Genomic DNA, 23,549 nt, shown 5'->3' with positions numbered 1-23,549 from the left:
CGCCCGCAACGAGGGGACGCAACACGCCGTTGACGCGTCGCGCGAGACGGCGTGTTGCGACCCCTCATTCGAATGCGCGAGCGCGCGGGCAGGCACGGAGCGGCGCGCGAGCGTGCACGCGGGCGAAGCGCTACAGCGTCTGCCAGGCGGGCTTGTTCGCGTAGGCGTAGCGGTAGTAGTCGAGGTTCCGGAGGCGCGAGGCGGCTGCCTCGTCGACGATCACGGTCGCGTGGGGGTGCAGCTGGATGGCCGATCCCGGATTGCTCGCCGTGACCGGACCCTCGACCGCTCCGGCCACCGCTTCGGCCTTGCCCTCGCCGAAGGCCAGCAGCAGCAGGTGACGGGCGCGCAGGATCGTGCCGAGTCCCTGCGTGATGCAATGCATCGGCACGTCCGCTTCCGACGGGAAGAACCGCGCGTTGTCGCGGCGGGTCTGCTCGGTGAGCGTCTTCACGCGGGTGACGGATGCGAACGAGGAGCCGGGCTCGTTGAAGCCGATGTGGCCGTCGGTGCCGATCCCCAGGACCTGCACGTCGACGCCGCCCACGGCCAGGATCGCCGTTTCGTAGTCGGCCCCCGCGTGCTCGATCCCCTCGAGCGACCCGTTCGGCACGTGGATGAGCGAGGGGATGAGTCCGAGCGGCTCCACCACATCCCGGGTGATGACCGCGCGATAGCTCTCCGGGTGCCCCTCGGGCAGGCCGACGTACTCGTCGAGCGCGAAGCCGCGCACGCGCGACACGTCCACGTCCTGAGCGGCGACCTGGGCTGCAAGGGCCCGGTACAGCGCGAGCGGCGTCGAGCCGGTCGCGAGGCCGAGCACGGCATCCGGTCGGCGCTGGATGAGGTCGACCATGCTCTGCGCCGCAAGCGCTCCTGCAGCCTGCTGGTCGGATACGACGACGATCTCTGCCACTTAGCTCTCTCCTACAAGCGCCGCGCCGATGGCCGCGGCCAATGAACCTTCTGGAACGAGGCGCACTCGCGCGGGCAGCGACAGCGACGCCAGGAACGGCGAGGCCTGCGCCCACTCTTCGAGCACCTCGTGGACATCGCAGAGCAGCCTGTCCCCGAGGTGGCTCAGGCCGCCGCCGATGACGACGGTTTCGACATCGACGGTGAGGACGAGGACACGGACCGCAGAGGCGATGCCCTCAGCAAGCCTAGCCTTGATCCGCCGCGCATCCTCGTCGCCGTCGGCCGCCGCCGCGAACAGTGCGCGAACGGGAAGTGGATCGTCGGTGCGCCACTGACGGGCGACTCCGGATCCGCTGGCCACGGTCTCGAGACACCCTCGCTGACCGCAGGCGCACAGCGAGCCGTTGGGGTCGACCGGGATGTGCCCGATCTCGCCGGCGATCCCCCGCGATCCGCGCCAGAGCTTGCCGTCGACGACGATCCCCGCCGCCAGACCGGTGCCCAGGTTGAGGTATGCCATGGTGCCGTCGAGCCCCATCAGGTGATACGCGCCGAGCGCCGCCGCCTTCACATCGTTCTCGATGCGCACGCCGACCCCGAGCCGGCCGGCGAGCTCGCCGCCCAGTTCGAGCCGGTCCAGGCCCAGGTTCACCGCGTGGGTGACGTGGCCGGATGCGCGGTCGACCATCCCGGGGATCCCGATCCCGATCGAGTCGAAGCCCGCCGCGGCCAGCCCGGTGAGTTCGCCGATGCGGGCGACGGCGGTGACGGCGGTCTCGACGACCGCGACCGAGCCGAAGCCCGTGGCGAGCCGGATGCGCTGGGCCAGACCGCCCTCGTCGTCGATGGCGACCGCATCCGTCTTGGTCCCACCGATGTCGATGCCGAGTCTCACGAGCGCAGGCCCGGTTCGTCGGAGTCCAGGTACGCGAGCAGTGCACGTCCGATCAGCCGGGACGCCCCGAACGTGGCGAGGTCGGCGTAGGCGCGGTCGTCGCTCGGCCAGCCCATGTCGACGACGAGCACGCTGTCGCGTTCCGCACGCAGCCGGTCGATGGCGGCCCGCGCGAACGCGTGGCGGTGGTTGTCCTTGCCGATGACGAGAACGGGCGACTTGGCGGCGAGCACGAGGTCGGGATCGTCGTCTTCGGTGAACACGACGGTCGGATTCGCCTCGAACGCCAGCGCCGGGCCCGCCTCGGGATCCGCCGCCGTCTCCGCGAAGGGGCCCCACGGGGCGATTCCGACGGCGATGTTCGCCTCCGTGTCGATCCGGACGACCGAGTACGGCCCGCGGTTCGTCCGCACCCAATCGGCGGCGTGCGAGGAGATCTCGAACGTGTCGATGGCGACTGCGACGTCCGCAGCGGCGAGCGATCCGGCGACGTCGTCGTCGGGAACCGGGATGCTGTCCCGCTCGGCGTGCAGTTCGCCCGCGAGGGCGAGCACCCGCTCCGCCGCCTCGATCACCCGTTCCGCGCGCAGCCGGCCTGACTCGACCGCCCTGGCGATCGCGAGCTCGATCGCGTCGAGCTCCTCATCCGTGTTCTCCGTGCCGATGCAGAGCAGGTCGCAGCCCGCGACGAGCGCGAGCACGGCTGCCTCCGGGATGCCCTTCTCGCCGCTCGCGCCCTTCATGTCGAGGGCGTCGCTGACGACGACACCCTCGAACCCGAGCTCGTCGCGCAGCAGTCCCTGCACGATCGTCGGGCTGAAGGTCGCGGGGCGCTCCGCATCCAATTGGGGCAGCAGGATGTGCGAGGTCATGATCGTGCGCGCCCCGGCCTCGATCACCGCACGGAACGGGCGGAGCTCGCGCTCACGCAGCTCGTCGAGCGAAAGGTCGACCACCGGCAGCACGAGGTGCGAGTCCTGAGCGGTGTCGCCATGCCCCGGAAAGTGTTTCGCGCAGACCGCGACCCCGGCGGACTGCAGTCCCCGCGTCCATGCTGCGCTCTGCTCCGCGACGAGCTCGGGCGAGGAGCCGAAGCTGCGCACGCCGATCACGGGATTGTCCGGGTTCGAGTTGATGTCGACATCCGGGGCGAAGTCGAGGTTGCAGCCCGCGCGACGCAGTTCCCAGCCGACGCGGCGAGCGACCGCCTCGGTGTACGACGTGTCGCCGAGGCGCCCGAGAACGGCGTTTCCCGGGTACGGCGATCCGGCCTCGTAGTACAGGCGCGTGACGTCGCCGCCCTCCTCGTCGATCGCGATGATCGCATCCGGATTCGCGGCGTAGATCGCGTCGGTCAGCTCGCGCAGCTGTGCAGCCGAGGTGATATTCGGACCGAACACGCACACCCCGCCGAGGCCGTCGCGCAGGCGGCTCTCCAGCCAGCCGGGCAGAGTCGTCCCCACGAAACCGGGAAGCAGAGTGGCTGCGACCTGCCGGCGGATGCTGTCTGTGAGGAGCCTCTGTTCGGTGGCGGACGGCCCGCTCACCCCTTCACCGCCCCGCTGACGAGCCCGCTGGTCATGCGGCCCTGCACGATGAGGAAGAAGATGATGACGGGAACGGCGACGAGTGTGGATGCGGCCATCACCTGCCCCCAGTCGGTCGCCCGGGATGCGGACTGCTGGATGAACCCGCGCAGCCAGAGCGGAAGCGTCTGACTCGAGTTCTCCTGCAGGATCACGAGTGCCACCGTGAACTCGTTCCACGCCTGGAGGAACGCGTACACGCCCGACGCGACCAGTCCGGGGGCGAGGAGTGGGAAGGTGATCCGCATGAACGCCTGCGTGCGGCTGAGCCCGTCGACCATCGCGGCCTCTTCGAGGTCGGCGGGGATGCCGGCGACGAAGCCGCGCAGCATCCAGATCGTGAACGGCACGACGGCCGCGATGTAGATGATGCTGACGCCGAGCACCGTGTTGAGCAGGTTGAGGCTGCCCATCAGCTTGTACTGGGCGATGAACAGTCCCTCGGCGGGCAGCATCTGGATGAGCAGCACGGCCAGCACGAACGACTTGCGTCCGCGGAACTTGAAGCGGCTGATCGCGAGAGCCGCGAGGAAGGCGAACAGGATGCAGAACACGACGGTCACCACGGCGATGATGAGGCTCATCCCGAGGGCCGGGAAGAAGGTGCCGCCGTTGATCACTGCGGAGAAGTTGTCCCACGATCCGCCGAACGGGAGCCAGGTCGGCTTCGTGTTCTGCAGCACCACGTTGGGCAGCAGCGACGAGTTGACCATCCAGTAGACCGGGAAGATCCAGATCAGCGAGATGACGATGGCGACGACACCCAGGATCACCCGCGACGGCTTGATGCGCTGACGGCGCAGCTTGCGGTCGACCCGCTTGTCCGTCACGAGTTCGGTCTGGGCCGGAGTCAGTGTGGTGCTCATGACTCGTCCTCCTTCAGAAGGTTGCGCACGTAGAACCAGCTGATCGCGATCGTCAGGATGAGCACGAACACCGAGACGGCGCTGGCCATCGCGAAGTCGCTCGACCCGACGCCGAGCTGGTAGATGTAGGTGCCGAGCAGGTTGGTCTCGCTGGCGATGGAGCCCTTGTCCTGCAGCAGCTTGATCTGGGTGAAGACGCGCAGGTCCCAGATGATCTGCAGCAGCAGCACGATCCCGAGAACCGGCCGGATCATCGGCAGGATGATGTAGCGCGTGCGCTGGAACGGCTTCGCGCCATCCATCTGCGCCGCCTCGAGAACCTCGCCCGACACCTGCGTCAGGCCGGCGAAGACCGAGAACGCCACGAACGGCACGCTCATCCACACCACGATGACCATCGCGACGAAGAAGAACGAGAGCGGATTCTGGAGCCAGTTGTGGTTCTGGAAGTCGAGGCCCCACGACGTGAGGGTGTAGTTGACCACGCCTCGGCGCCAGTCGAAGAGCCAGTTCCAGACGGTCATTGCCGCGACCACGGGCATCGCCCAGGCCAGCAGCATCGAGATCTGGAGAACGATGCGTACGCCCCTGTTCACCGCGTTCATCAGCAGCGCGAGCGCGACCCCGATGACCACGGTGACGGCCGCGGTCACCAGGCAGAAGGCGATGGACCGGCCGACGACGACCCACATGTATGGGTCGGAGAAGAGGGTGATGTAGTTCTCGAACCACACGAACGGCGCGGGCTGCCCGAACTGCTGGGCCAGCCCGAAGCTCTGCATCGAGGTGATGAGCTGCCACACGATGGGGTAACCCAGCGCGAGGATGAGGATGGCGACGGCGGGGATCAGCAGGGCGTACGGGGTGAACTGGAACTTCTTCTTTCGCGGTGCCCCGCCCTGCGGGCTGAGGCCGGCGGCGGTCGCGGTGTCCTGAATCGTGGTCACGTCTGTCCTCCTTCCTGAGTAGTTCTGTCTTGCTGAGTATGGCTGAGGGCAGGCGCAGGGGCGCGGAAGGTCTTTCCGCGCCCCCGCCTGCTTGGTGCTTCGTTTGGTGCTAGCCGTTCTTGACGTTCATCAGAGCGTTCAGCTTGGTGTTGTACTCCTGCGCGAGGGCCTTCAGGTCGGTGGAGTCCTTGATCTTGCTGAAGAACTCTTCCATGACGTTGCCGGCCTCGACCGCGGCCCATCCGGGAGCCGCCGGGGTCAGCTTCGAGTTCGAGGCGGACTCGATGAGAGCCTTCGCGAACTGGTCGTCGCCGAGCGAGGAGGTGTACTTGCTGTTCGCCGGGCCGAGACCGTTCTTGCCGAGCATCTCCTGGTACTCCTTGGAGAAGATGATCTTCAGGAGGGTCTTGGACAGGCCCGGGTTCTTGGTCTTGGCCGAGATCCCGATGTTGGAGCCACCGGCGAACACGGGAGCCGGCTTGCCGTCGTTGCCCGGGAGCACGAAGGTGCCGAAGGTGCTGTCGTTCCAGGTGCGGACGACCTTGCCGTCGGCGTCGGTGGTTGCGTCGCCGATCGACCAGTGCGCCCATCCCGGAGCCATGATGGTGGCAGCCGAGAGCGAGGTGTCAGAGGTCTTGTTGCCGTCGGCGTCGAGAATCTGGTCGCTGTCGTTCAGGTAGATGTACTGGTTCGAGTCCTTGGCGTCGTTCGGTGCCTTGGACGCGTTCTTGTACAGGTCCTGCAGCTGCTGCAGACCCTTCAGCGATCCGGCCGAGTCGAGCGTGCCGACCCACTTGCCGTCCTTCTCCTTCGCGATGTCGCCTCCGTTGGCGAAGATCCACGAGATGCCGTTGCGCCAGTCCTGACCACCCAGGTAGAACCCCGAGAAGTCGGCGATCCCCTTCGGGTTCTTGGCCGTGATCGTCGCGACGTCGGTGTTGAACTCATCGAGCGTGGTGGGTACCTGCACGCCCGCAGCCGACCAGACATCCTTGCGCATGAACGCGTACCGCGACCCGAAGTAGTAGGGCAGCGTGTAGTTCTTGTCGGCGACCTTGCCGGCGTCCACGAACGACTGGAGCAGGTCGGATCCGCCGAGATCCTTGTACATGTCGGAGATGTCGAGGAACGCGCCCACGTTGGTGAACGTCGGCGACTGGGTGTTGCCGATCTCGGTCACGTCGGGCGTGTTGTTCGCGTCAGGAAGCGAGGTCGTCAGCTTGGTGACGATGTCTCCCCAGTCCTGCTGCTGGATGTTCAGCGTCGCGCCGGTCTCCTTCTGGAACTCCGTCTTGAGGTAGTTCCGCAACGGATCCGGCGTGTCGGCTCCGACGAGCCACAGGGTGACCGTCTTGCCTTTGCCGTCCGTGCTCGGTGCGCTGGCGCCGCCTCCGGCGGAACATCCGGCGAGCACGAGAGCGGAAGCTGTAGCCACAGCGGCGAGGCCAACGAGCTTTCTCTTCATTGCGCTGTCCTTTCTAAGTGTTCTGTCTTTCATGGTGGTCGATGTGTGCGATTGCCACACCGTCGGTGCTGGGGTCGGTTGATGGTTTGAGGTGCTGTGTTAGGAGACCCCGAGTTGTCCTGAGAGGACGAGAACGGCCGCGCCGCGCAGGACGATGTCCTGCCCGAGCGTGGTCATCCGCAGCTTGACGCTGCCGTGGAATTCGGCCATCGTCCTGCTCCGGAGCGTGTGGATGGTCGCCTCGGCGAGGGGACCATCGAGTAGTTCGGTCGGGCCGCTCAGAACGATCTCCGAGAGGTTGAGGGCTCCGACGACGGGGGTGAGGGCGATGCCGAGGCGCTGGCCCGCTTCCCGCAGGATGGGCGTGGCGTCCTGTCCCGCCGCCTCGGCGTCCCGGATGCGCTGCTGCAGCTGCGGCACCGACAGCCAGTGCTCGAGGACCTGGTCGCGGTTGTACGTCGCCTCGAGCCCGAGGTCGGTGCCGACCATCACCTGCCCGATCTCGCCGGCCGCGAAGCGGCTTCCGTAGACGAGTGCACCCGCCACCAGGAGCCCGGCGCCGACACCGTGGCCGACCGTGACGAGCATCATGTCGCCCGCGGCGTCGCCGTAGCCGTGTTCGGCGAGCACCGCCACATTGGCGTCGTTCGCGACCACGACAGGCAGGCCGGTGCGGGTGTGCAGCTCTTCTTGGAGGGCCTCGTCCACCCACCCGAGGTTCGGCGCGGTCAGGACGGTTCCGCTCAGGTCGACGACACCGGGCGAGCCGACCCCGACACCGAGGATGGGTGCGGTCGCGAGCGCGACCAGGCGGTCGACGAGGTCGAGGACCTTGCGCGTCGCATCCGGACCGACCGCGCCTTCGAGCGGCACCTCTGCGCGCTGCAGGATCACGCCGCCGAGGTCGAGAACCGCGCCACGGAACGTCGCGTGCTCACTGAGGTCGACGCCGATGATCTGGTACGCCGTGCGGTTGATGTCGAGCAGCACCGCCGGTTTGCCGGGGCGTGCGGATTCGCGCTGCCCGAGCTCGACCACCAGCCCCTCGGTGAGGAGTTCGGCCACCAGATCGGAGATCGTGACACGAGTGAGGCCGGTCTCGCGGGCGATGTCGGCCCGGCTGCGCTGGCCGGAGCGGTACAGCGTCTGGAGGACGAGCGAGCGGTTGTGACTCCGTGCGTGTTCGGGGAGAACTTTGGCCTTCGGACGCAACGCACGACCTGGCGCGAAGCCGGGGCTGCTCTGCACATCCGATGTGGTCATGTTTGTTAGTAAAGCTTACGAACAAAATGAATGCAAGCCCTTCCTCACGTTTTCAGGCGGGATTTACCGAGTTGTAACATCGGCGTGCATACCGAAACGGGAGCGAAACGTGTCGGTGGGTTACGTTCCTCCACAGGTGGTGTGGTTTCGGAGTTGTCCACAGGTAAATGGCTGGTCAGCGGGTGTTTTAGCGGGTTGGAATGTCGGTGGGTCGTGATGGACTTGACGCATGACCACCACTCCTGACCCGGCTACCGTGTTGCGGGATGCGCTCGCCTCCTTCAGTACGCCGGGCCAGTTGGGTCGGGATGAGCTCCTGGACCTGTTGACCGTGTTGGGTGATGTGCAGGCGGTGTTGGATGCGGTGAAGCTGCGGGCCGCCGGGGAGTTGGTGGCCCGGTCGGTGCTGGCCGGGGAAGAGAACCCGGTGACCCGGGTCGGGCACAGTAGCCCGGCCGTGTTGCTGGCGGAGCGGTGGCAGGTCCCGGTCCCGGCCGCCCGACATTACTGCGTCGTCGGGGACGCCACCGCACCCCGGGTGAGCCTGGCCGGGGAGGTGCTGCCGGCGACGTACCCGGCGTTGGCCGAGTCCGTCGCGACGCCGCTGGCCTCGAGTAACGGGGCGGTGGGTTGGGTGAGCGTGGAGCAGGCGGCGGTGATCGTCCGTGAACTAGGCAAAGCCGCGCCGGCCTGTGCTGCGAGCGACCTGGCCGCGGGTGAACGAGTTCTGGTGGAGCATGCGCCGAGTCTGACCGTCACCGACCTCCGTGCCTTGGCCGGGCAGGTCCGCGACCGGCTCGACCAAGACGGGATCCTCCCCCGAGACCACCGGCAACGACAACGCCGGTCGTTGACGATCAGCACCACGAGTGATGGGATGACCCACCTCGACTGGTATCTGGACCCGGAATCCGCCGGCTACGTGATCACCGCCATCGACACCCTCGTCGGACACGAGTTGCGGAACGTCCGATTCCACGACACCAACACCGCCACCGCCACCGCCACCGGTGACACCACTGGTGACGATGTGCCGGAGTCTCGGAGCATCGCGCAGATCCGCTCCGACACCGCCGTCGACGTGTTCCGGCACCTCGCCACCTGCACCGCGACCGGAGTGAACAGCAAGCCGCCGGTGACCGTGATCGTCCGCATCCCGCTGGACACGTTGCAGTCCGGGGTCGGTGCCGGCAAGATCGACGGGATCCGTACCCCGGTCAGCGCCGGCACGATCCGGCGGATGGCTGCCGACGCCCAGCTCATCCCCACCATCCTCGGCACCCACAGTGAAGTCCTCGACCTCGGCCGCAGCCACCGCCTCTTCACCCGCGCACAAAAACTCGCATTAGCTGAACGCGACGGCGGCTGCGCCTGGACCGGCTGCCCCCACCCACCCGCCTACACCGAAGCGCACCACATCCGTTGGTGGGACAACCACCACGGCCCCACCGACCTCGACAACGGGATCCTGCTCTGCAGCCGCCACCACCACCGCGTGCACGATGACAGGTGGGGCATCGAGGTGCACGAGAACGTGCCCTACTTCACCCCACCCGCCCACATCGACCCCCACCGAAGACCCCGAGCGGGTGGCCGCATCCGCCTGCCGGGCGCTGCCTGACCGTGCAACCGCACCGAGCGGCGGCACATCGAGCGCGAAAGCGGTGGGCCCTGGTACTTAGGGGGCAGATAGGCGGGCTGGCGACCTTACGCGCACTCCTTCTGCACCGCTTCGTACTTCGCGCCCAACTCCTCGGCCTTGGTCTGCACCTTCGTGACGTCGACCGAGAGTGGGTTGCTGATCGCGTCCCGGATGTACTTCGCGAACTCGTCCGTGGCGTTTCGAGCATCGGAAACGACCTTCACCACGTCCGCGTTGCCGATCTTCTCGTCCATGGTTTTGACCTTGTCGGCCAGTTCGTCCATGAGGGCCGACGCCTTCGCCGGGTCGCCCACGACCTCGCCCGCCCGGTCTCGCAAGGCCAAGGCGGCCTGCAGGCCGTCGTTCACGATGCCGCAGGCCTCTTCGTGCGTCTGAGTCGCCGGGGGCCGCTGTACCGCGGCGGTCGTGCTGGGGTTGGAGGGGCCGTCCGCAGTACATCCGGTCAAAGCGAAAACGGCGGCGAGCACGGCGGCGGCCGCGAACGCGGAGCTGGTTGCGTTCTTGTTCATCCGACAGACCCTAGCAAAGACGACGCAAAAGGCCCGGTGGATGCATCCACCGGGCCTTCACGAGAGCTATCCGCTCAGACTGCGACTAGCCGAGGCGAGCCTTGAGGTTGTCGCCCAGGGTCGCGAGGAACTCCTCGGTCGTCTGGTACGGCTGCTCGGGGCCGACGAGGAGCGCGAGGTCCTTGGTCATCTTGCCCGACTCGACCGTCTTGATGACGACGTCCTCGAGGGTGTGCGTGAAGTCGATCAGCTCCTGGTTGCCATCGAGCTTGCCGCGGTGCGCGAGACCGCGCGTCCAGGCGTAGATCGAGGCGATCGGGTTGGTCGAGGTCGGCTTGCCCTGCTGGTGCTGACGGTAGTGACGGGTGACGGTGCCGTGCGCGGCCTCCGCCTCGACGACCTTGCCGTCGGGGGTGGTGAGCACGCTGGTCATGAGACCGAGCGAGCCGAAGCCCTGCGCGACGGTGTCGGACTGCACGTCGCCGTCGTAGTTCTTGCACGCCCAGACGTAGCCGCCCTCCCACTTGAGGCTGGAGGCGACCATGTCGTCGATGAGGCGGTGCTCGTAGGTGAGGCCCGCGGCGTCGAACTGGTCCTTGTACTCGGCCTCGAAGACTTCCTGGAACAGGTCCTTGAAGCGACCGTCGTAGGCCTTGAGGATCGTGTTCTTGGTCGACAGGTACACGGGGTACTGGCGGTCGAGACCGTAGTTGAAGGATGCGCGCGCGAAGTCGCGGATCGACGCATCCTGGTTGTACATCGCCAGCGCGACACCGGCGCCCGGAGCCTGGTAGACCTCGAACGACTGGGCGTCGCCGCCGTCGGACGGCTGGAAGCTCAGGGTGAGGGTGCCGGGGCCGTCGAAGGTGAAGTCCGTGGCACGGTACTGGTCGCCGAAGGCGTGACGGCCGATGACGATCGGCTTGTTCCAGCCGGGAACCAGGCGCGGGATGTTCGAGATGATGATGGGCTCGCGGAACACGACACCGCCGAGGATGTTACGGATCGTGCCGTTCGGGCTGCGCCACATCTTCTTGAGGCCGAACTCCTCCACGCGCGCCTCGTCGGGCGTGATCGTGGCGCACTTGACGCCGACGCCGTGCTTCAGGATGGCATTGGCCGCGTCGACCGTGATCTGGTCGTCGGTCTCGTCGCGCTTCTGGATGCCGAGGTCGTAGTACTCGAGGTTCACGTCGAGGTACGGGTGGATGAGCGAATCTTTGATGGCCTGCCAGATGATGCGCGTCATCTCGTCGCCGTCGAGCTCGACGACGGTGCCTTCAACCTTGATCTTTTCCAATGGGGCTCCTCAAGTCTCTGCCAAGTTTTGGCCGACAACAGCTTACCTGAGCCGAGCAACTATCTTGACATCGAGATAGTTTCTCTCAGGCGATGGTCGGCCGCCGCGACTATGCCCGCATCGCCGGCGCACGTTACCCTGTGGTCATGGCTGAGTTGAGACTGGAAGAGTTGAGTGCGTCGAACGTTGTGGCGGCCAACGCCCTCACATTGAAGCCGGGCCAGGAGCAGTTCGTCGCGCCCGTCTCGTACTCGGCAGCGGCCGCTGTGTCGAACCCGGCGACCGCGTGGCAGCGGGTCGTCCGCGACGGCGACGAGGTCGTCGGATTCATCATGGGCAACTTCGACCCGGATTCCGAGCACGAGGAGTTCCACTCGATCCTCTGGCGCATCAATGTCGACGCCGACGATCAGGGCCGCGGCATCGGAACGTTCGCGGTGCATTCGCTGGCCGACGAAGCACGCTCGCGCGGTCTCGCCCGGCTCTACGTGATCTGGGAACCCGGTGAGCTCGGTCCGGAGCAGTTCTTCCTCCGCAGCGGCTTCAAGCCGGTGGGTGAGACCCAGTACGGCGAGACGGTCGGTGCCCTCGAACTCTGAGGACTCGTTCGTCGAACGCGTTCTCGCGGTCGTCGACTCGATCCCGCCAGGCCACGTCATGACCTACGGCGACGTCGCTGCGACGCTCGGATCGCGCGCAGCGAGGATGGTCGGCCAGATCATGGCGTACTACGGCTCCGACGTGCCGTGGTGGCGGGTGGTGCGCGCCAGTGGGCATCCGCCGGCCAACCACGAGCACATCGCGTTGCAGTTCTACCGCGCGGAGGCCACACCCCTCCTCGGCGGCGGAACGGCCCAGTACCGCGTCGACCTTCGCAAGGCGCGATACTCTCCCTTCAACGAAGATCATCCCCTGGGTCGATGACGCGCCCAGCTCGATCCGCTTGACTCACATTCCACCTTTCGTTTCACCAGGAGACCACGTGCACCGTATCCGCCTCGCCGGTCTGGCCGTTGCCGCGACAGCGGCGGCCGTGACCCTCACCGGATGCTCGGTCATCACCGCCTTCGTCCCTCACGTCGATTCCGCCATCTACGCCGACATGAAGGAGTTCACCCCCTCTGCGACCTCGGCGTTCGGATCGCCGACGTTCCTGCCGGACGACGCCACGATCATCCGGGTCGACTACGACACGCAGGGCAGAGGGGCCATCATGACGTACGCGTCTCCCACCCACTTCAAGGCGGGAACCTGCGACAAGCCGGCGAAGATCGCGACACCGGACATCAAAGACAGCTGGTGGCCGCTCGAAGGAACCGCCACCGACGGCTTCAGCTGCCCCGGCGGCTGGACGGCCGTCGCCATCGGCGCACAGGTGTACGCCTCGATCCCGACATCACCGACGAGGTAGGCGGCACAGTCACGACACGGTGACGCCGACCGGGATCGTCAATTCGATGATCGTCCCCAGACCCGCGACGGACTGCACCTCGGCGTAGCCGTCGACCGCTTCGACACGGTCGCGCACGCCCTCCAGGCCGCCTCCGGCCTCCACGCGGGCTCCGCCCTGCCCGTCGTCCTTCACGACGACCGACACGGTTGCACCGGTGCGGGTGACCGTGACGGCGCAGTTGCGTGCGCGCGAGTGCTTGGCGGCGTTCGCGAGGCACTCCGCAACGCAGTAGTAGATGGTCTCCTCGACGACTTCGCTCAACCGTTCGGGCACGTCGACCTGCACCTCGACCGGCAGGTGACTCCGCTGCGCGAGCTCGTCGATGGCCGAGCGCAGGTCCCCGTCGGTGAGCACGGTGGGGTGGATGCCGCGGGCCAGCTCTCGAAGCTCGCGCAGCGCATCCGCCAGCTGGGCCGACGCCCGCTCGAGATCGGCCGCGACCTCGTCGTTCCCGGCGGCCTGAGCCTTTGTGGTCGCGATCCTGAGCCCGATCGCCAGGGACACGAGCTGCTGCTGCGAGCCGTCGTGCAGGTCGCGTTCGAGCCGGCGCCGGGCCAGGTAGCCCTCCTCGACGATACGCAACCGGGAGTCGCGGACTTCCTGAAGGGTTCGCTCCAGCCGATGGCGGAGCCGGTCGTTGTCGACAGAGAGCAGCAACGCGGAAGACACGGCGTCGAGGAGGCGGTCGTCCTGGGTGAGGGCGACGTCGTGCTCGATCAGGGCGATGGGTCCCTGATCGGAGTCGATGGCGAGCATCGAGCGGCCCGGACGGTCGATGGGATCGCCCTCGGGCATCCGGTCGCCGTCGGAGGTCTCGTAGCCCTGCAGCTGCTCGTCCCACCAGAAGACCCGGAGAGAGCTGTCGTGCAGGGTGCGCGCCAGACTCGACTCCCACAGGGCGCGGTCGACCTTGTCGCGGGCGACGATCACGAGATCTGCGACGCGCGAGCGAAGGCCGCGCGCGTAGAAGACACCTCCGACGAACGCGGGAGGGATCAGGGCGATCGCGATCGGCGGAATGTACTGCAGCCAGCCGCTGTCCCAGCCGAGCGTGAAACTCAGCGAGTCCTGGATGGTGCCGTAGCACCAGATGAGCAGGGCGAGCGGCATCACGAACGCCACCCTGCGGGCGGGGAGGGTGCTCGTGAACCAGCGCATCGTCAGCCGTACGGCCACGATGAGCAGGAGAGCGAGCCCGGCACCACGCCAGGCGACCCCCAGCCAGAAGTCCGCGCCGTCGCTCGGCAGCACGGCGTATGCGTTCGGCGCGCAGCCGCACTCGGCCGGGGACGGCGACGAGAACAGCAGGATGCCCGCGAATCTCACGAGGAAGGCGACGAGCACCGCGTAGACGAGCACCCGGTCGAATCGCGCCACGAGCGTCCCGCCGGGGTAGCAGAGCACGAGGATGCCCACGAGCACGGCCCAGAGGTCGGTCACGCCTGCGAGGAGCGGCCAGAGCCAGCCGTAGTCGCGCGTCAGCGGATACCACGCGCCGGCGGCCCAGAAGATCGAGGCGCCCACCATCAGCCAGCCGGCGAACGAGCTCCGCACGACCCTCCAGGCGATGATGGCGCAGGTGGCGTAGTCGATGCCGACCACGATGAAGATGATCGCCCAGCCGATCCCCGATGGCCGCGGGCCGTAGTTGTCGGTGACCGCGCTCCACACCTGGGCGAGCACGTTCGAGGCGATCGCGACGACCACGGCGAGCGCGCGGAGCGCGATGCGCGCGGCCCTCATCTCAGTCGTCCCGGCCGAGGAACCGCAGCACGGCGAGCACGCGCCGGTGGCCTTCGGCGGAGTCCTCGACGTCGAGTTTCGCCATGATGTGCCCGATGTGGGACTCCACCGTGCGCAGGCTGAGGTGCAGGTCGGTGGCGATCTTGACGTTCGACTTGCCCTCCGCCATCAGACGGATGACGTCGCGCTCGCGAGCGGAGAGAGCGTCGAGCGACGCCTCCCCGTTGCGACCGGAGACGAGGAGCGCGACGACCTCGGGGTCGACGACGGAGCCGCCCGCGGCGACGCTCCGCACGGCGTTGACCAGTGTGCCCGCATCGGCGACGCGGTCTTTCAACAGATAACCGGTGCCGCTGCCGGCGCTCATCGCGCGGATGGCGTACGCGGCGGTCGTATACATCGACAGCAGCAGAACACCGACCGTCGAACCGGATGCGCGCAGCTGCTCGAGCGCGCGGAGCCCCTCGTCGGTGTGGCTCGGCGGCATCTTGATGTCGAGCACGACGGCATCGATCAGCGGGTCGGCGTCGACGATCGCGAGCAGCTCCTCGGCCGAGCCGACCGACGATACGACGTCGATGCCTCCGGCGCGCAGAATCTGGCCGATTCCCTCGCGCAAGAGCACGGCGTCGTCGGCGACGGCTACCCGAAGCTCACGTGAACCCCTGCTCTCACCCGCCCCCACGCGCTCACCTTAGCAGGCTGCGGATCGCCTCGCCGCTCAGCTCCGACTTGCTGATGAAGCCCTCTGCCCCACTGTCTTCGATGCGCCGGCCGTAGTCGCGGGATGCGCGGCTGGAGGTGAGGACGACAGCCGCACCGGTGGCGTGCATGGCGGGAACGAGATCGAAACCGTTCGCATCCGGGAGGCCGACGTCGAGGAGCACCACGTCGGGGGCGAGCCGACGGCTCAGTTCGACGCCGCTCTGCCCGGTGTCGGCATCGCCGACGACGAAGAAACGCTCGAGCTTCAGCAGCTCCGCGGCTTGAGCGCGAAAACGTGCGTGGTCGTCGACGATCACAACACGGAGGCACATGCTGACAATCATGGCCTCCGCGGCCCCATCCGTGCATCCGTGCTACCACCGACCTAAATGCGGTGACCCCCCGGATGTGGGCTGGTGCGCCGGGGACGAGCATGAGTAGCACGCCGGCCAGAACCCGAGGATGGCCGCCTGACCCGACAGGCGGCATCCCCTGGCCCGAGCGGAACAGCGAGGAGAAAGGCCCATGTTCACCGCAACCCGACCAGTCCGCACGAACGACGCACTGCCCGGCAGTGCGCAGCGGGTGACGGACCTGGGCATGGACATGGACCGCCTCCCGTTCGAGAACCCGGCCTACGACTCCGAGCTCGCGCGGCTCGTGGAGCGGCACGGCCTCCCCCTCGTCGTGCTCGACATCCGCCGGGCCGCCCGGCAGTACCGCGCGCTCCGTGCGGCGTTCGCCGAGGTCGACGTGCACTACGACGTGAGCGCGCTCGCCCATCCCGCCCTCATCGCGGCAATGGACGCAGACGGAGGATACTTCGAGGTCGCCCACGACGGCGCCCTCGCCGCGCTCACGGAGGCGAGCGCCGATCTCACGCGGGTGCTCCACGCGACGTCGGTGACGCATCCGCACGAGGTGCTCGCTGCCTACAACGCAGGCGTCCGGCGCTTCGTCGTCGACGGTCCCGCCGATGTCGAGAAGTTCGTCGGCTACCCTGCCGACCTCTGCCTGATCCTGCGACTGCGCCCCGCAGCGGGTCAGCGGGCGCATGTGCTCCCCCGCGGCATCCGATCCGGCGACGCCCTCCGCATCGTCCGCTTCGCGGCCAGCCTCGGAGTGCGGATCTCCGGATTCTCGCTCAACCTCTCCGACGACGCCGCGCCACAGCACTACGTCGCCGAGATCGCCGCCGCTGTCGGTCTGATGGCCGACATCGAGGCGGCCACCGGCATCCGGTTCGACACACTCGACCTCGGTGGCGCCTTTCCCGGAGCCGCCGGGCGGCGGGATGCCGGCAGGGCGGAGTTGGCGAAGGCCATCACCGCCATCGTTTCGCCCGCGACGTCGCACGTGAGTGTGACAGCGTCCGCCAGCCGAGCAGTGACGGCGGGATGCATAACCATCGTCGCCGGAACCGTCGAACGCGACGCGGACCCGCTGCTCGCCAGCGACTGCATCGACGACGGGGCGAACGTCGCCATCGTGGGAGCGGACGAGTCCCTCCCGTTCGCCATCGCACCGCTCTTCCGCGCTTTCGCCCAACCGCGCCACCGCACCGTGCGGCCCGGGAGGCGCGGACTTCAGACCGGGTCATCGGCAGGCTGATCAACTCAACCCTTTCAGCCGCCGGAACCACGGCGGTGAGGGCAGAGAGGTGGCTTCCCTCCTCTGCCCTCACCGGCACCACCCGCACGCGAAGGACCCCGGAGCGAACAGCCCCGGGGTCCTTCGTCGTGTCGTGATCTGACGGTTAGACCAGCGAATCCCGCCACGCCGCGTGCAGCTGCGCGAACCGGCCGGTGCCGCCGATGAGGTCGGCGGGCGTACCGTCTTCGACGATCTTCCCGTGCTCCATCACCAGCACCCGGTCGGCGATCGCGACCGTCGACAGGCGGTGCGCGATGATGACCGCCGTGCGATCGGCGAGCAGCGTCTGCAACGCGTCCTGAACCAGCCGCTCGCTCGGGATGTCCAGCGAGCTCGTCGCCTCGTCCAGGATGAGCACGGCCGGGTTCGCGAGGAAGGCACGCGCGAACGAGATCAGCTGACGCTGACCCGCCGAGACGCGTCCGCCGCGCTTGTTCACGTCGGTGTCGTACCCGTTCGGCAGACTCCGGATGAACTCGTCGGCGCCCACGGCACGGGCTGCGTCCACGATCTCCTCGCGGGTCGCATCCGGCTTGCCCAGGGCGATGTTGTCGGCCACGGATCCGCTGAACAGGTACGCCTCCTGCGTCACCATCACGATGGCGCGGCGCAGATCTTTCGGGTGCAGATCGCGCAGATCCACACCGTCGATCGTGACCGAACCGTCGCTGGGGTCGTAGAACCGCGAGATCAGCTTCGCCAGGGTCGACTTTCCCGCGCCGGTCGAACCGACCAGTGCGATGGTCTCCCCCGCTGGGATGTCGAGCGTGAAGTTGGGCAGGATGACGCGATCCTTCTTGTAGGCGAACGTCACCTCGTCGAACCGGACATGGCCCGACGCCTCCCACAGGTCGACGGCCTTCAAGGGGTCGGGAACGGTCGGCTCCTCCTCCAGCACGCCCGAGATCTTCTCCAGCGCCGCCGCAGCCGACTGGTAGGAGTTGTAGAACATCGCCATCTCCTCCATCGGGTCGAAGAACCGGCGGGTGTAGAGCAGCGTGGCGAGCAGCACACCGATGGCGAGCTGACCGTCTGCCACTCGGAAGCCGCCGACGAGCAGCACGACACCGACCGTCACGTTGCCGATCATCACGAGGCCGGGGTCGAAGATCCCGAACAGCTGGATGACCCGCGCGTTGACGTCGCGGTAGTCCTCGACGAGGCCGCCGAACTCCTTCTCGTTGCGCTTCTCCTTGCGGAACGCCTTGACTGCGCGGATTCCGGTCATGGTCTCCACGAACTGGACGATCAACTTCGCCGACGCCACCCGCGAGATGCGGAACAGCACCTGCGAGCGCTTCTGGAACCAGCGCGTCAGGAAGTACAGCGGAACGAGCGAGCACAGCAGCACCACGCCGCTCACCCAGTCGAGGGTGAACAGTGCGATCGCGATGAACAGCATGTAGAGGAAGCCCTGCACGAGCTGGTTGATGCCCGAATCCAGAAGTTCGCGGATCGAGTCCAGGTCGCTCGTCTGACGCGAGATGATGCGCCCCGACGTGTACGACTCATGGAACTCGAGGCTGAGCTTCTGAGTGTGCAGGAACACCCGCTTGCGCAGATCGATCAGGATGGCCTGGCTGATCCGGGCGCTGAGCACGGTGTACCAGGCGATCAGCACGGCACCGATCACTCCGGTGAACAGGTAGGCCGCACCGGCCATCGCGAGCGGGAACCAGTCCTCCTTGAGCAGCGCGGGCAGCCCGTTGTCGATGCCGTACGCGATGATCGCGGGGCCGGCGACCTGTCCTGCCGTGCTGATCACGACCACGATCGCGGTCAGGATCAACCGCGTGCGCAGCGGACGCATCAGGGAGCCGAGCAGGTGCAGCGAGCGCCGGCGGATCTGCCGACTCTCCTCTTTCGTGAAGTCGTTGCGCTCTTCGCCTTCGACTCCCAATACGGTTGCGGTGCTCACAGGTTCACCTCCTGAAGGATCTCTTCGTTCTGTTCGTCTTCCAGGCTCGAGATGACGAATCGGTAGTGCTCGCTCGTTGCGAGCAGGTCGTGGTGCGTACCGACGGCCGTGATGCGACCGTTCTCGAGCAGTGCCACGCGATCGGCCAGCATCACCGTCGACGGACGGTGCGCCACGACGAGCCCCGTGGTGGCCGCGAGCACCCGGCGCAGGGCCGCCTCGACGAGCGCCTCGGTGTCGACGTCCAGAGCGGAGAGCGGGTCGTCGAGCACGAGCACCGACGGATTGGCTGCGACCGCACGGGCGAGCGCCAGTCTCTGCCGCTGCCCGCCCGAGAGGCTGAGCCCCTCCTCTCCGACCTTCGTCTCGACACCCTCGGGGAGGTCGTAGACGAAGCCGGCCTGGGCGATCTCGAGCGCCTCCGTCAGCACGGCCTCGGCTTCGGTCGAGTGCACGTCGAGGTCGTCGCGGCCGAGCAGCACGTTCTCACGGACCGATGCCGAGAACAGCGTCGCGTCTTCGAACGCCATCGCCAGGCTCTTGCGCAGGTCGTACCTGGTCAGGTCGCGCACATCCACGCCGTCGATGCGGATCGAACCGCCGGTGACGTCGTACAGCCGGGTGGTGAGGGCCGTGAGCGTCGACTTCCCGGATCCGGTGAGCCCCACCAGGGCCATCGTCTCGCCGGGCACGATCGTGAGATCGATCCCGTCGAGCAGATCGGGGTAGCGCTCGGGCGAGTCCTGGTAGCGGAAGTGCACATTGTCGAACACGAGCTCGCCACGCGGGTTCGCGATCTTGTGCGGGTGCTCGGGATCCTGGATCGCGTTCACCTCGTCCATCACCTCGAAGAAGCGGTCGGCGGCCGTGCGGGTGTCGAACGTCATCGACAGCAGGAAGCCGATCGACTCGACGGGGAACCGCAGCACGGTCGCGGTCGCGAAGAACGCCACCAGCTCGCCGACGGAGAGCTCGCCCTGCGAGGCCAGCCAGACGCCGACGACGAGGCAGATGCCGAACGCCACGTCCGGCACCAGCAGCAGCCAGAGCCAGATGCCCGCGATCGCCTTGGCTTTCTCGATCTCCGTGCCGCGCAGCTGCTCGGCCTGAGACTCGAAGTTCTTCAGGGCGTACTTGCCGCGGCCGAACGCCTTGAGGACGCGGATGCCGTGCACCGACTCCTCGACGGCGGTCGCGAGGTCACCGGCCTGGTCCTGGCTGCGGCGCGCGATCGTGGAGTACTTGCCCTCGAACACGAAGCCGTAGATCCAGAGCGGAATCGAGCAGACCAGGAAGATCAGCCCGAGGATCCAGTTCCAGGAGATCAGGATGGCGAAACCGACCACGATCGTGACGACGTTCACCACGAGCAGCACGATGCCGAACGAGATCCAGCGGCGGATCAGGTTCAGGTCGCTCACGGCGCGCGAGAGCAGCTGGCCGCTCGGCCAGCGGTCGTGGAACGCGACCGGGAGATCCTGCAGCTTGGCGTACAGGCCGTTGCGCATCTTCGCCTCGACGTGCGTGCCCGGCGTGAGCACGAACCAGCGACGCAGCGAGATGAACACGGCCTCGGCGGCGCCGAGACCGACCACGAGCAGTGCCGCCGGCCAGACCTGGGCGGAGTCGCCCGTCGACAGCGGACCGTCGACCAGCCAGCGGAGCACTTGCGGAATGCTCAGTGCGACGAGGCTGGCGAAAAGCGCTGCGACCATGCCGAGCGCGATGCGCGGCGCGGCCGACTTGGCGAAGGGCAGGATCCGCAGCAGGGTGCGTACGGTGCCCATCCTCGCCTTCTTGTCTTCTTGAGGGGGGTGCTGATGTTCAGCGATTGACATTCTCGATCCGATTTCTTGTGGAGTGTGCAGTTTTCTTGTCGGCTCCCGGGGATGCCCGGATCGCCGCTCGGCGCTGTGTCGGTCGGCACAGATGGACGCCGAGTGCGTCTTCGATGACGCGGAGAGAGGTCGCCAGAGATCCCTCTCGAGGGATCGTGGGAACCGTGGGGCCCGAACCGGACCCGCACCATCCGCCGGCGACGTTCAGCCGGAATCGCGTTACAGCTTGGGACCTACCAGGCTGGGGCGAGGTGCGGGGACGCAGCGCCAACGGCGGCGGCGACGGGTTCGAACACGGTCACGGTTCGTTCGATACCTGTCGTTGTCATGGCGTCCTCCTCAGCCCGAAGCGATCAATAGGGCCGCGCCGGTGGTTTCCCGCCGCACGGCAGCCCTACAGCCTATGACTGAAGCTCAGCTGCGCACAAGAGGAACTTGCAAGAAAATGTCAACGAATGCGCACCGAGAGGCAGGTCACGCATCCCTCGAGCTTCTCGAACTCCGAAATGTCGACCTGGACGACCGTGTACCCGAGGTCTTCGACGAGCGCGACCGACTGCGGCGCCGACGAGGACATCAGCACGGTGTCGTCGGACAGGACGACGACGGCGGTGCCGTGAGCCTCGGGCACCGCCAGGAACCGCTCGAAGACCGTCACGTTGTCGACCAGAGGCTCGTAACCGATGACGGTGCCGTCGGGCAGCGCCGTGACGGCGGTCTTCAGGTGCAATGCCTTGGTGACGGGAACCGCGACGACGGTGTAGTCCAGCGGCGCGAGCAGCGCGCGGAGCTGGCGGATGCCCTCGGCGTTGGTGCGGCCGCCGCGACCGACGTAGACGGTCGAGCCGACCTTGAGCACGTCGCCGCCGTCGAGCGTCCCCGGAGCCTCGATGCGCTCGATGCGGAGGCCCTGCGCGCGCAGTGCGGCCTCGGTGCCCGCGGTCTCGGGACGGCGCGACTCCGCGCCCGGCAGGGTGACGACGGCGGTGTCGCCGAAGATGACAGCGGTGTCCTCCACGAACACCGAGTCGGCGAGCTGGTCGGCCGAAGTAACCTCGACGGTCTGCCAGCCGGCGTTGGACAGAGCGGCGACGTAGGCGTCCCACTGCTGGTCGGCGAGCTCCGCATCCACCGGCTCGCGGTCGATGTGGGTGACGAGCCCCTCAGCCAGGTTCGAAGCCGGGATGCGCACGAGGGCGACCTTGCGATCGGTTGCGAACCGGCTGCGGCCGCCTTCGACGACGCGGAACAGCCACCGGCCGAAGGTCGGCGTGAGAGCAACGATGACGATCGCGTACAGCAGGTTGATGCCGAGGAGGGTGCCGAACACGGCGCCGATCAGCTCCCCGCTGAACGGCGAGCCGCCGGAGGTCGCCGTGATCAGTGTGCCGACGGCGGGCGCGAGCACAGCGACGACGACGCCGGCGATGAGGGCCGTCCACCACCGGTCGAAGGCACCAACGATGCCCGCGATGAGCAGAAGCACGAGAGCGAAGACACTCGTCAGGGCGAAGTAGTTGCTGACGGCGACGATCAGCGAGCCCGACGGCGGCGTCGACGCTCCGAGGCTCCCGATGAAGAAGAAGCCGATCATCGCGAAGTGCGCGACGAGAGCGACGACGAAGGCCGACAGAACGGATGCGATGAGCCGGCGGCCCCACGAGATGGTCATGGGAACCCACCCTAGCGGAGCGTTTCTATGCGTTGGCTGGTTCGCGCAGTCGCTCCAGCGCGATCTCCTCGGCGGCCTCGAGCGTCGTGATTCCGCGCTCCTCGGCGACGTCGAAGATCTCGGTGACGGTGTCGCCGATCCGGTCGACGCGCTCGGCGGTCGCCGCGGCGGACGGCTCGTCCTCGCTCATCATCGAGAGGAAGATCACGCCACCGGCGTTGACCACGAAGTCGGGGGCCCACAGGATGCCGCGGGCGGCGAGCCGTTTGGCTCCCGAGCGGTGCGCCAGCTGGTTGTTCGCCGGTCCGACGACGGCCTTCACCCGGAGCTCGTCGATCACCTGATCGGTGAGCACCCCGCCGACGCCGGCCGGGACGAACAGGTCGCCCTCGACGGCGTGCGCCTCGTGCGGTTCGACCCAGGTGGCGCCGATGGCCTCGGCCAGCGTTCGCTTGGCGGAGTTCACATCCGTCACCGTCAGAACGGCGCCCTCGGCAGCCAGGCGCATCGCGATGATGGAGCCGACATGACCGAGCCCTAGCACGGTGACCCGACGGCCGGCGACCGAACGGCTGCCGACGGCACGCTCGAGCGTCGAGAGAAGGCCGGCGTACACACCCGCCGCGGTCGCGTCGCTCGGCTCCCCGACGCCACCCTGCGAGGAGGGGAGACCGCAGACGTGAGACGTGCGGGTGGCGACGACGGCCATGTCCTCGGCGGACGTTCCGACGTCTTCAGCGGTCATGTACGCGCCGCCCAGGCTCTCCACGGCGTCGCCGAGATCGAGCATGGCGTCGTGTCGCTGCTCCGGGGTGAGCACCGTGCCGCGGGGAACGTAGACGACGGTCTTGCCGCCGCCGCGGTTGAGGCCCGCCGCGGAGTTCTTGAGGGTCATGCCCTCCGCCAGACGCAGAGAGTCGTTGACCGCATCCACCCAGCTGTCGTAGGTCCACACCCGGCAGCCGCCGAGAGCCGGGCCGAGAACGGTGGAGTGCACGGCGATGCTGATCGTGAGACCGCTCCGCCTCCCCTTCACCACGTGCAACGTTTCGTGCGGCAGATTCGTGCCGGTTGCTTCGACCAGGTGTGCGGGCAGGACAGACATCGGTGTCTCCTCGTGGGATCAGGGTTCATGCTGGGCGGCCTTATGGGCCG

21 protein-coding genes are annotated in these 23,549 nt (G+C 67.5%); 5 read left to right on the top strand and 16 right to left on the bottom strand.

The genetic code is table 11. The features are described 5' to 3' along the window. Positions 1-130: 130 nt before the first annotated feature. The 7 genes from nagB to ACFVV0_RS10395 form a co-directional block, all read right to left on the bottom strand. A complete protein-coding gene (gene nagB / locus ACFVV0_RS10425; RefSeq protein WP_387062154.1) occupies positions 131-916 on the bottom strand; it encodes a glucosamine-6-phosphate deaminase in 786 nt (261 codons plus the stop codon). Continuing rightward, entirely contained in the window at positions 917-1,813 is an 897-nt protein-coding gene (locus ACFVV0_RS10420) for an ROK family protein (RefSeq protein ID WP_387062152.1), read from the bottom strand. Continuing rightward, positions 1,810-3,360 carry a beta-N-acetylhexosaminidase gene (nagZ, locus tag ACFVV0_RS10415; protein WP_387062150.1) on the bottom strand — a complete coding sequence of 517 codons (1,551 nt, stop codon included), beginning with the start codon at positions 3,358-3,360 and terminating at the stop codon, positions 1,810-1,812. Before nagZ ends, ACFVV0_RS10420 begins: the two co-directional genes overlap by 4 nt. Continuing rightward, positions 3,357-4,265 (bottom strand): carbohydrate ABC transporter permease, encoded by a 909-nt coding sequence (locus ACFVV0_RS10410; RefSeq protein WP_387062148.1) that lies wholly within the window; start codon positions 4,263-4,265, stop codon positions 3,357-3,359. The genes nagZ and ACFVV0_RS10410 overlap by 4 nt, the downstream gene beginning before the upstream one ends. Further along, a complete protein-coding gene (locus ACFVV0_RS10405) occupies positions 4,262-5,212 on the bottom strand; it encodes a carbohydrate ABC transporter permease (protein WP_387062145.1) in 951 nt (316 codons plus the stop codon). The genes ACFVV0_RS10410 and ACFVV0_RS10405 overlap by 4 nt, the downstream gene beginning before the upstream one ends. A gap of 109 nt (positions 5,213-5,321) precedes the next feature. Next, a complete protein-coding gene (locus ACFVV0_RS10400) occupies positions 5,322-6,677 on the bottom strand; it encodes an extracellular solute-binding protein (RefSeq protein WP_387062142.1) in 1,356 nt (451 codons plus the stop codon). Positions 6,678-6,776: 99 nt separating this feature from the next. Next, positions 6,777-7,940, bottom strand: coding sequence for an ROK family protein (locus ACFVV0_RS10395; protein WP_387062139.1), 1,164 nt, complete (start codon positions 7,938-7,940; stop codon positions 6,777-6,779). A gap of 229 nt (positions 7,941-8,169) precedes the next feature. Between ACFVV0_RS10395 and ACFVV0_RS10390 the strand changes: the two genes are divergently transcribed. Continuing rightward, complete coding sequence (locus ACFVV0_RS10390; protein ID WP_387062136.1) at positions 8,170-9,561, top strand: DUF222 domain-containing protein; 1,392 nt, start codon at positions 8,170-8,172, stop codon at positions 9,559-9,561. An 86-nt stretch (positions 9,562-9,647) separates the two neighbouring features. Here ACFVV0_RS10390 and ACFVV0_RS10385 read toward each other — a convergent pair whose 3' ends face one another. Together ACFVV0_RS10385 and ACFVV0_RS10380 are read right to left on the bottom strand one after the other, a co-directional pair. Further along, positions 9,648-10,112, bottom strand: a complete 465-nt coding sequence (locus tag ACFVV0_RS10385; protein WP_387062133.1) for a hypothetical protein — start codon at positions 10,110-10,112, stop codon at positions 9,648-9,650. Positions 10,113-10,197: 85 nt separating this feature from the next. Beyond that, entirely contained in the window at positions 10,198-11,412 is a 1,215-nt protein-coding gene (locus ACFVV0_RS10380; protein WP_387062130.1) for an NADP-dependent isocitrate dehydrogenase, read from the bottom strand. Between the two features lie 146 nt (positions 11,413-11,558). Here ACFVV0_RS10380 and ACFVV0_RS10375 point away from each other — a divergent pair, with 146 nt between their 5' ends. From ACFVV0_RS10375 to ACFVV0_RS10365, 3 genes are read left to right on the top strand one after another with little or no spacing between them, the layout of a single operon-like run. Beyond that, the gene (locus tag ACFVV0_RS10375; RefSeq protein ID WP_387062128.1) at positions 11,559-12,011 is read left to right on the top strand and encodes a GNAT family N-acetyltransferase; all 453 of its coding nucleotides are present in this window, start codon (positions 11,559-11,561) and stop codon (positions 12,009-12,011) included. After that, the gene (locus tag ACFVV0_RS10370; protein WP_387062126.1) at positions 11,995-12,336 is read left to right on the top strand and encodes an MGMT family protein; all 342 of its coding nucleotides are present in this window, start codon (positions 11,995-11,997) and stop codon (positions 12,334-12,336) included. Before ACFVV0_RS10375 ends, ACFVV0_RS10370 begins: the two co-directional genes overlap by 17 nt. A gap of 58 nt (positions 12,337-12,394) precedes the next feature. Then, positions 12,395-12,823 (top strand): hypothetical protein, encoded by a 429-nt coding sequence (locus ACFVV0_RS10365; RefSeq protein ID WP_387062122.1) that lies wholly within the window; start codon positions 12,395-12,397, stop codon positions 12,821-12,823. A gap of 9 nt (positions 12,824-12,832) precedes the next feature. Here ACFVV0_RS10365 and ACFVV0_RS10360 read toward each other — a convergent pair whose 3' ends face one another. From ACFVV0_RS10360 to ACFVV0_RS10350, 3 genes are read right to left on the bottom strand one after another with little or no spacing between them, the layout of a single operon-like run. Next, positions 12,833-14,608, bottom strand: coding sequence for a sensor histidine kinase (locus ACFVV0_RS10360; protein ID WP_387062119.1), 1,776 nt, complete (start codon positions 14,606-14,608; stop codon positions 12,833-12,835). 1 nt (position 14,609) lies between these two features. Continuing rightward, entirely contained in the window at positions 14,610-15,293 is a 684-nt protein-coding gene (locus ACFVV0_RS10355; RefSeq protein WP_387062116.1) for a LuxR C-terminal-related transcriptional regulator, read from the bottom strand. 4 nt (positions 15,294-15,297) lie between these two features. Then, positions 15,298-15,645, bottom strand: a complete 348-nt coding sequence (locus ACFVV0_RS10350) for a response regulator (RefSeq protein ID WP_387062113.1) — start codon at positions 15,643-15,645, stop codon at positions 15,298-15,300. A 193-nt stretch (positions 15,646-15,838) separates the two neighbouring features. On the opposite strand from ACFVV0_RS10350, the gene ACFVV0_RS10345 reads away from it, so the two are divergent. Then, a complete protein-coding gene (locus ACFVV0_RS10345; protein ID WP_387062110.1) occupies positions 15,839-16,924 on the top strand; it encodes a hypothetical protein in 1,086 nt (361 codons plus the stop codon). A 145-nt stretch (positions 16,925-17,069) separates the two neighbouring features. Here the strand turns inward: ACFVV0_RS10345 and ACFVV0_RS10340 are convergent, their stop codons facing one another. The 4 genes from ACFVV0_RS10340 to ACFVV0_RS10325 all read right to left on the bottom strand — a co-directional run bounded on the left by ACFVV0_RS10340 (position 17,070) and on the right by ACFVV0_RS10325 (position 23,499). After that, positions 17,070-18,884 carry an ABC transporter ATP-binding protein gene (locus ACFVV0_RS10340; protein WP_387062108.1) on the bottom strand — a complete coding sequence of 605 codons (1,815 nt, stop codon included), beginning with the start codon at positions 18,882-18,884 and terminating at the stop codon, positions 17,070-17,072. Next, positions 18,881-20,671 (bottom strand): ABC transporter ATP-binding protein, encoded by a 1,791-nt coding sequence (locus tag ACFVV0_RS10335; RefSeq protein WP_387062105.1) that lies wholly within the window; start codon positions 20,669-20,671, stop codon positions 18,881-18,883. Before ACFVV0_RS10335 ends, ACFVV0_RS10340 begins: the two co-directional genes overlap by 4 nt. 499 nt (positions 20,672-21,170) lie before the next feature. Continuing rightward, positions 21,171-22,394, bottom strand: a complete 1,224-nt coding sequence (ddaH, locus tag ACFVV0_RS10330) for a dimethylargininase (protein ID WP_387062102.1) — start codon at positions 22,392-22,394, stop codon at positions 21,171-21,173. Positions 22,395-22,419: 25 nt separating this feature from the next. Beyond that, positions 22,420-23,499 (bottom strand): Glu/Leu/Phe/Val dehydrogenase dimerization domain-containing protein, encoded by a 1,080-nt coding sequence (locus ACFVV0_RS10325; RefSeq protein WP_387062099.1) that lies wholly within the window; start codon positions 23,497-23,499, stop codon positions 22,420-22,422. Positions 23,500-23,549 lie beyond the last annotated feature (50 nt).

It is taken from the genome of Leifsonia sp. NPDC058230, assembly GCF_042882245.1.
In the GTDB taxonomy this organism is placed as follows: Bacteria; Actinomycetota; Actinomycetes; order Actinomycetales; family Microbacteriaceae; genus Leifsonia.
This window is presented reverse-complemented; position numbering and strand designations above follow the sequence as displayed.

Bases quoted from the DNA above. Each gene is read 5' to 3' on its own strand.
- ACFVV0_RS10395 (WP_387062139.1), bottom strand. From the start codon at position 7,940: ATGACCACATCGGATGTGCAGAGCAGCCCCGGCTTCGCGCCAGGTCGT.
- ACFVV0_RS10350 (WP_387062113.1), bottom strand. From the start codon at position 15,645: ATGTGCCTCCGTGTTGTGATCGTCGACGACCACGCACGTTTTCGCGCT.
- ACFVV0_RS10375 (WP_387062128.1), top strand. From the start codon at position 11,559: ATGGCTGAGTTGAGACTGGAAGAGTTGAGTGCGTCGAACGTTGTGGCG.
- ACFVV0_RS10360 (WP_387062119.1), bottom strand. From the start codon at position 14,608: ATGAGGGCCGCGCGCATCGCGCTCCGCGCGCTCGCCGTGGTCGTCGCG.
- ACFVV0_RS10325 (WP_387062099.1), bottom strand. From the start codon at position 23,499: ATGTCTGTCCTGCCCGCACACCTGGTCGAAGCAACCGGCACGAATCTG.
- ACFVV0_RS10345 (WP_387062110.1), top strand. From the start codon at position 15,839: ATGTTCACCGCAACCCGACCAGTCCGCACGAACGACGCACTGCCCGGC.
- ACFVV0_RS10390 (WP_387062136.1), top strand. From the start codon at position 8,170: ATGACCACCACTCCTGACCCGGCTACCGTGTTGCGGGATGCGCTCGCC.
- ACFVV0_RS10410 (WP_387062148.1), bottom strand. From the start codon at position 4,265: ATGAGCACCACACTGACTCCGGCCCAGACCGAACTCGTGACGGACAAG.
- ACFVV0_RS10385 (WP_387062133.1), bottom strand. From the start codon at position 10,112: ATGAACAAGAACGCAACCAGCTCCGCGTTCGCGGCCGCCGCCGTGCTC.
- ddaH (WP_387062102.1), bottom strand. From the start codon at position 22,394: ATGACCATCTCGTGGGGCCGCCGGCTCATCGCATCCGTTCTGTCGGCC.
- ACFVV0_RS10335 (WP_387062105.1), bottom strand. From the start codon at position 20,671: ATGGGCACCGTACGCACCCTGCTGCGGATCCTGCCCTTCGCCAAGTCG.
- ACFVV0_RS10400 (WP_387062142.1), bottom strand. From the start codon at position 6,677: ATGAAGAGAAAGCTCGTTGGCCTCGCCGCTGTGGCTACAGCTTCCGCT.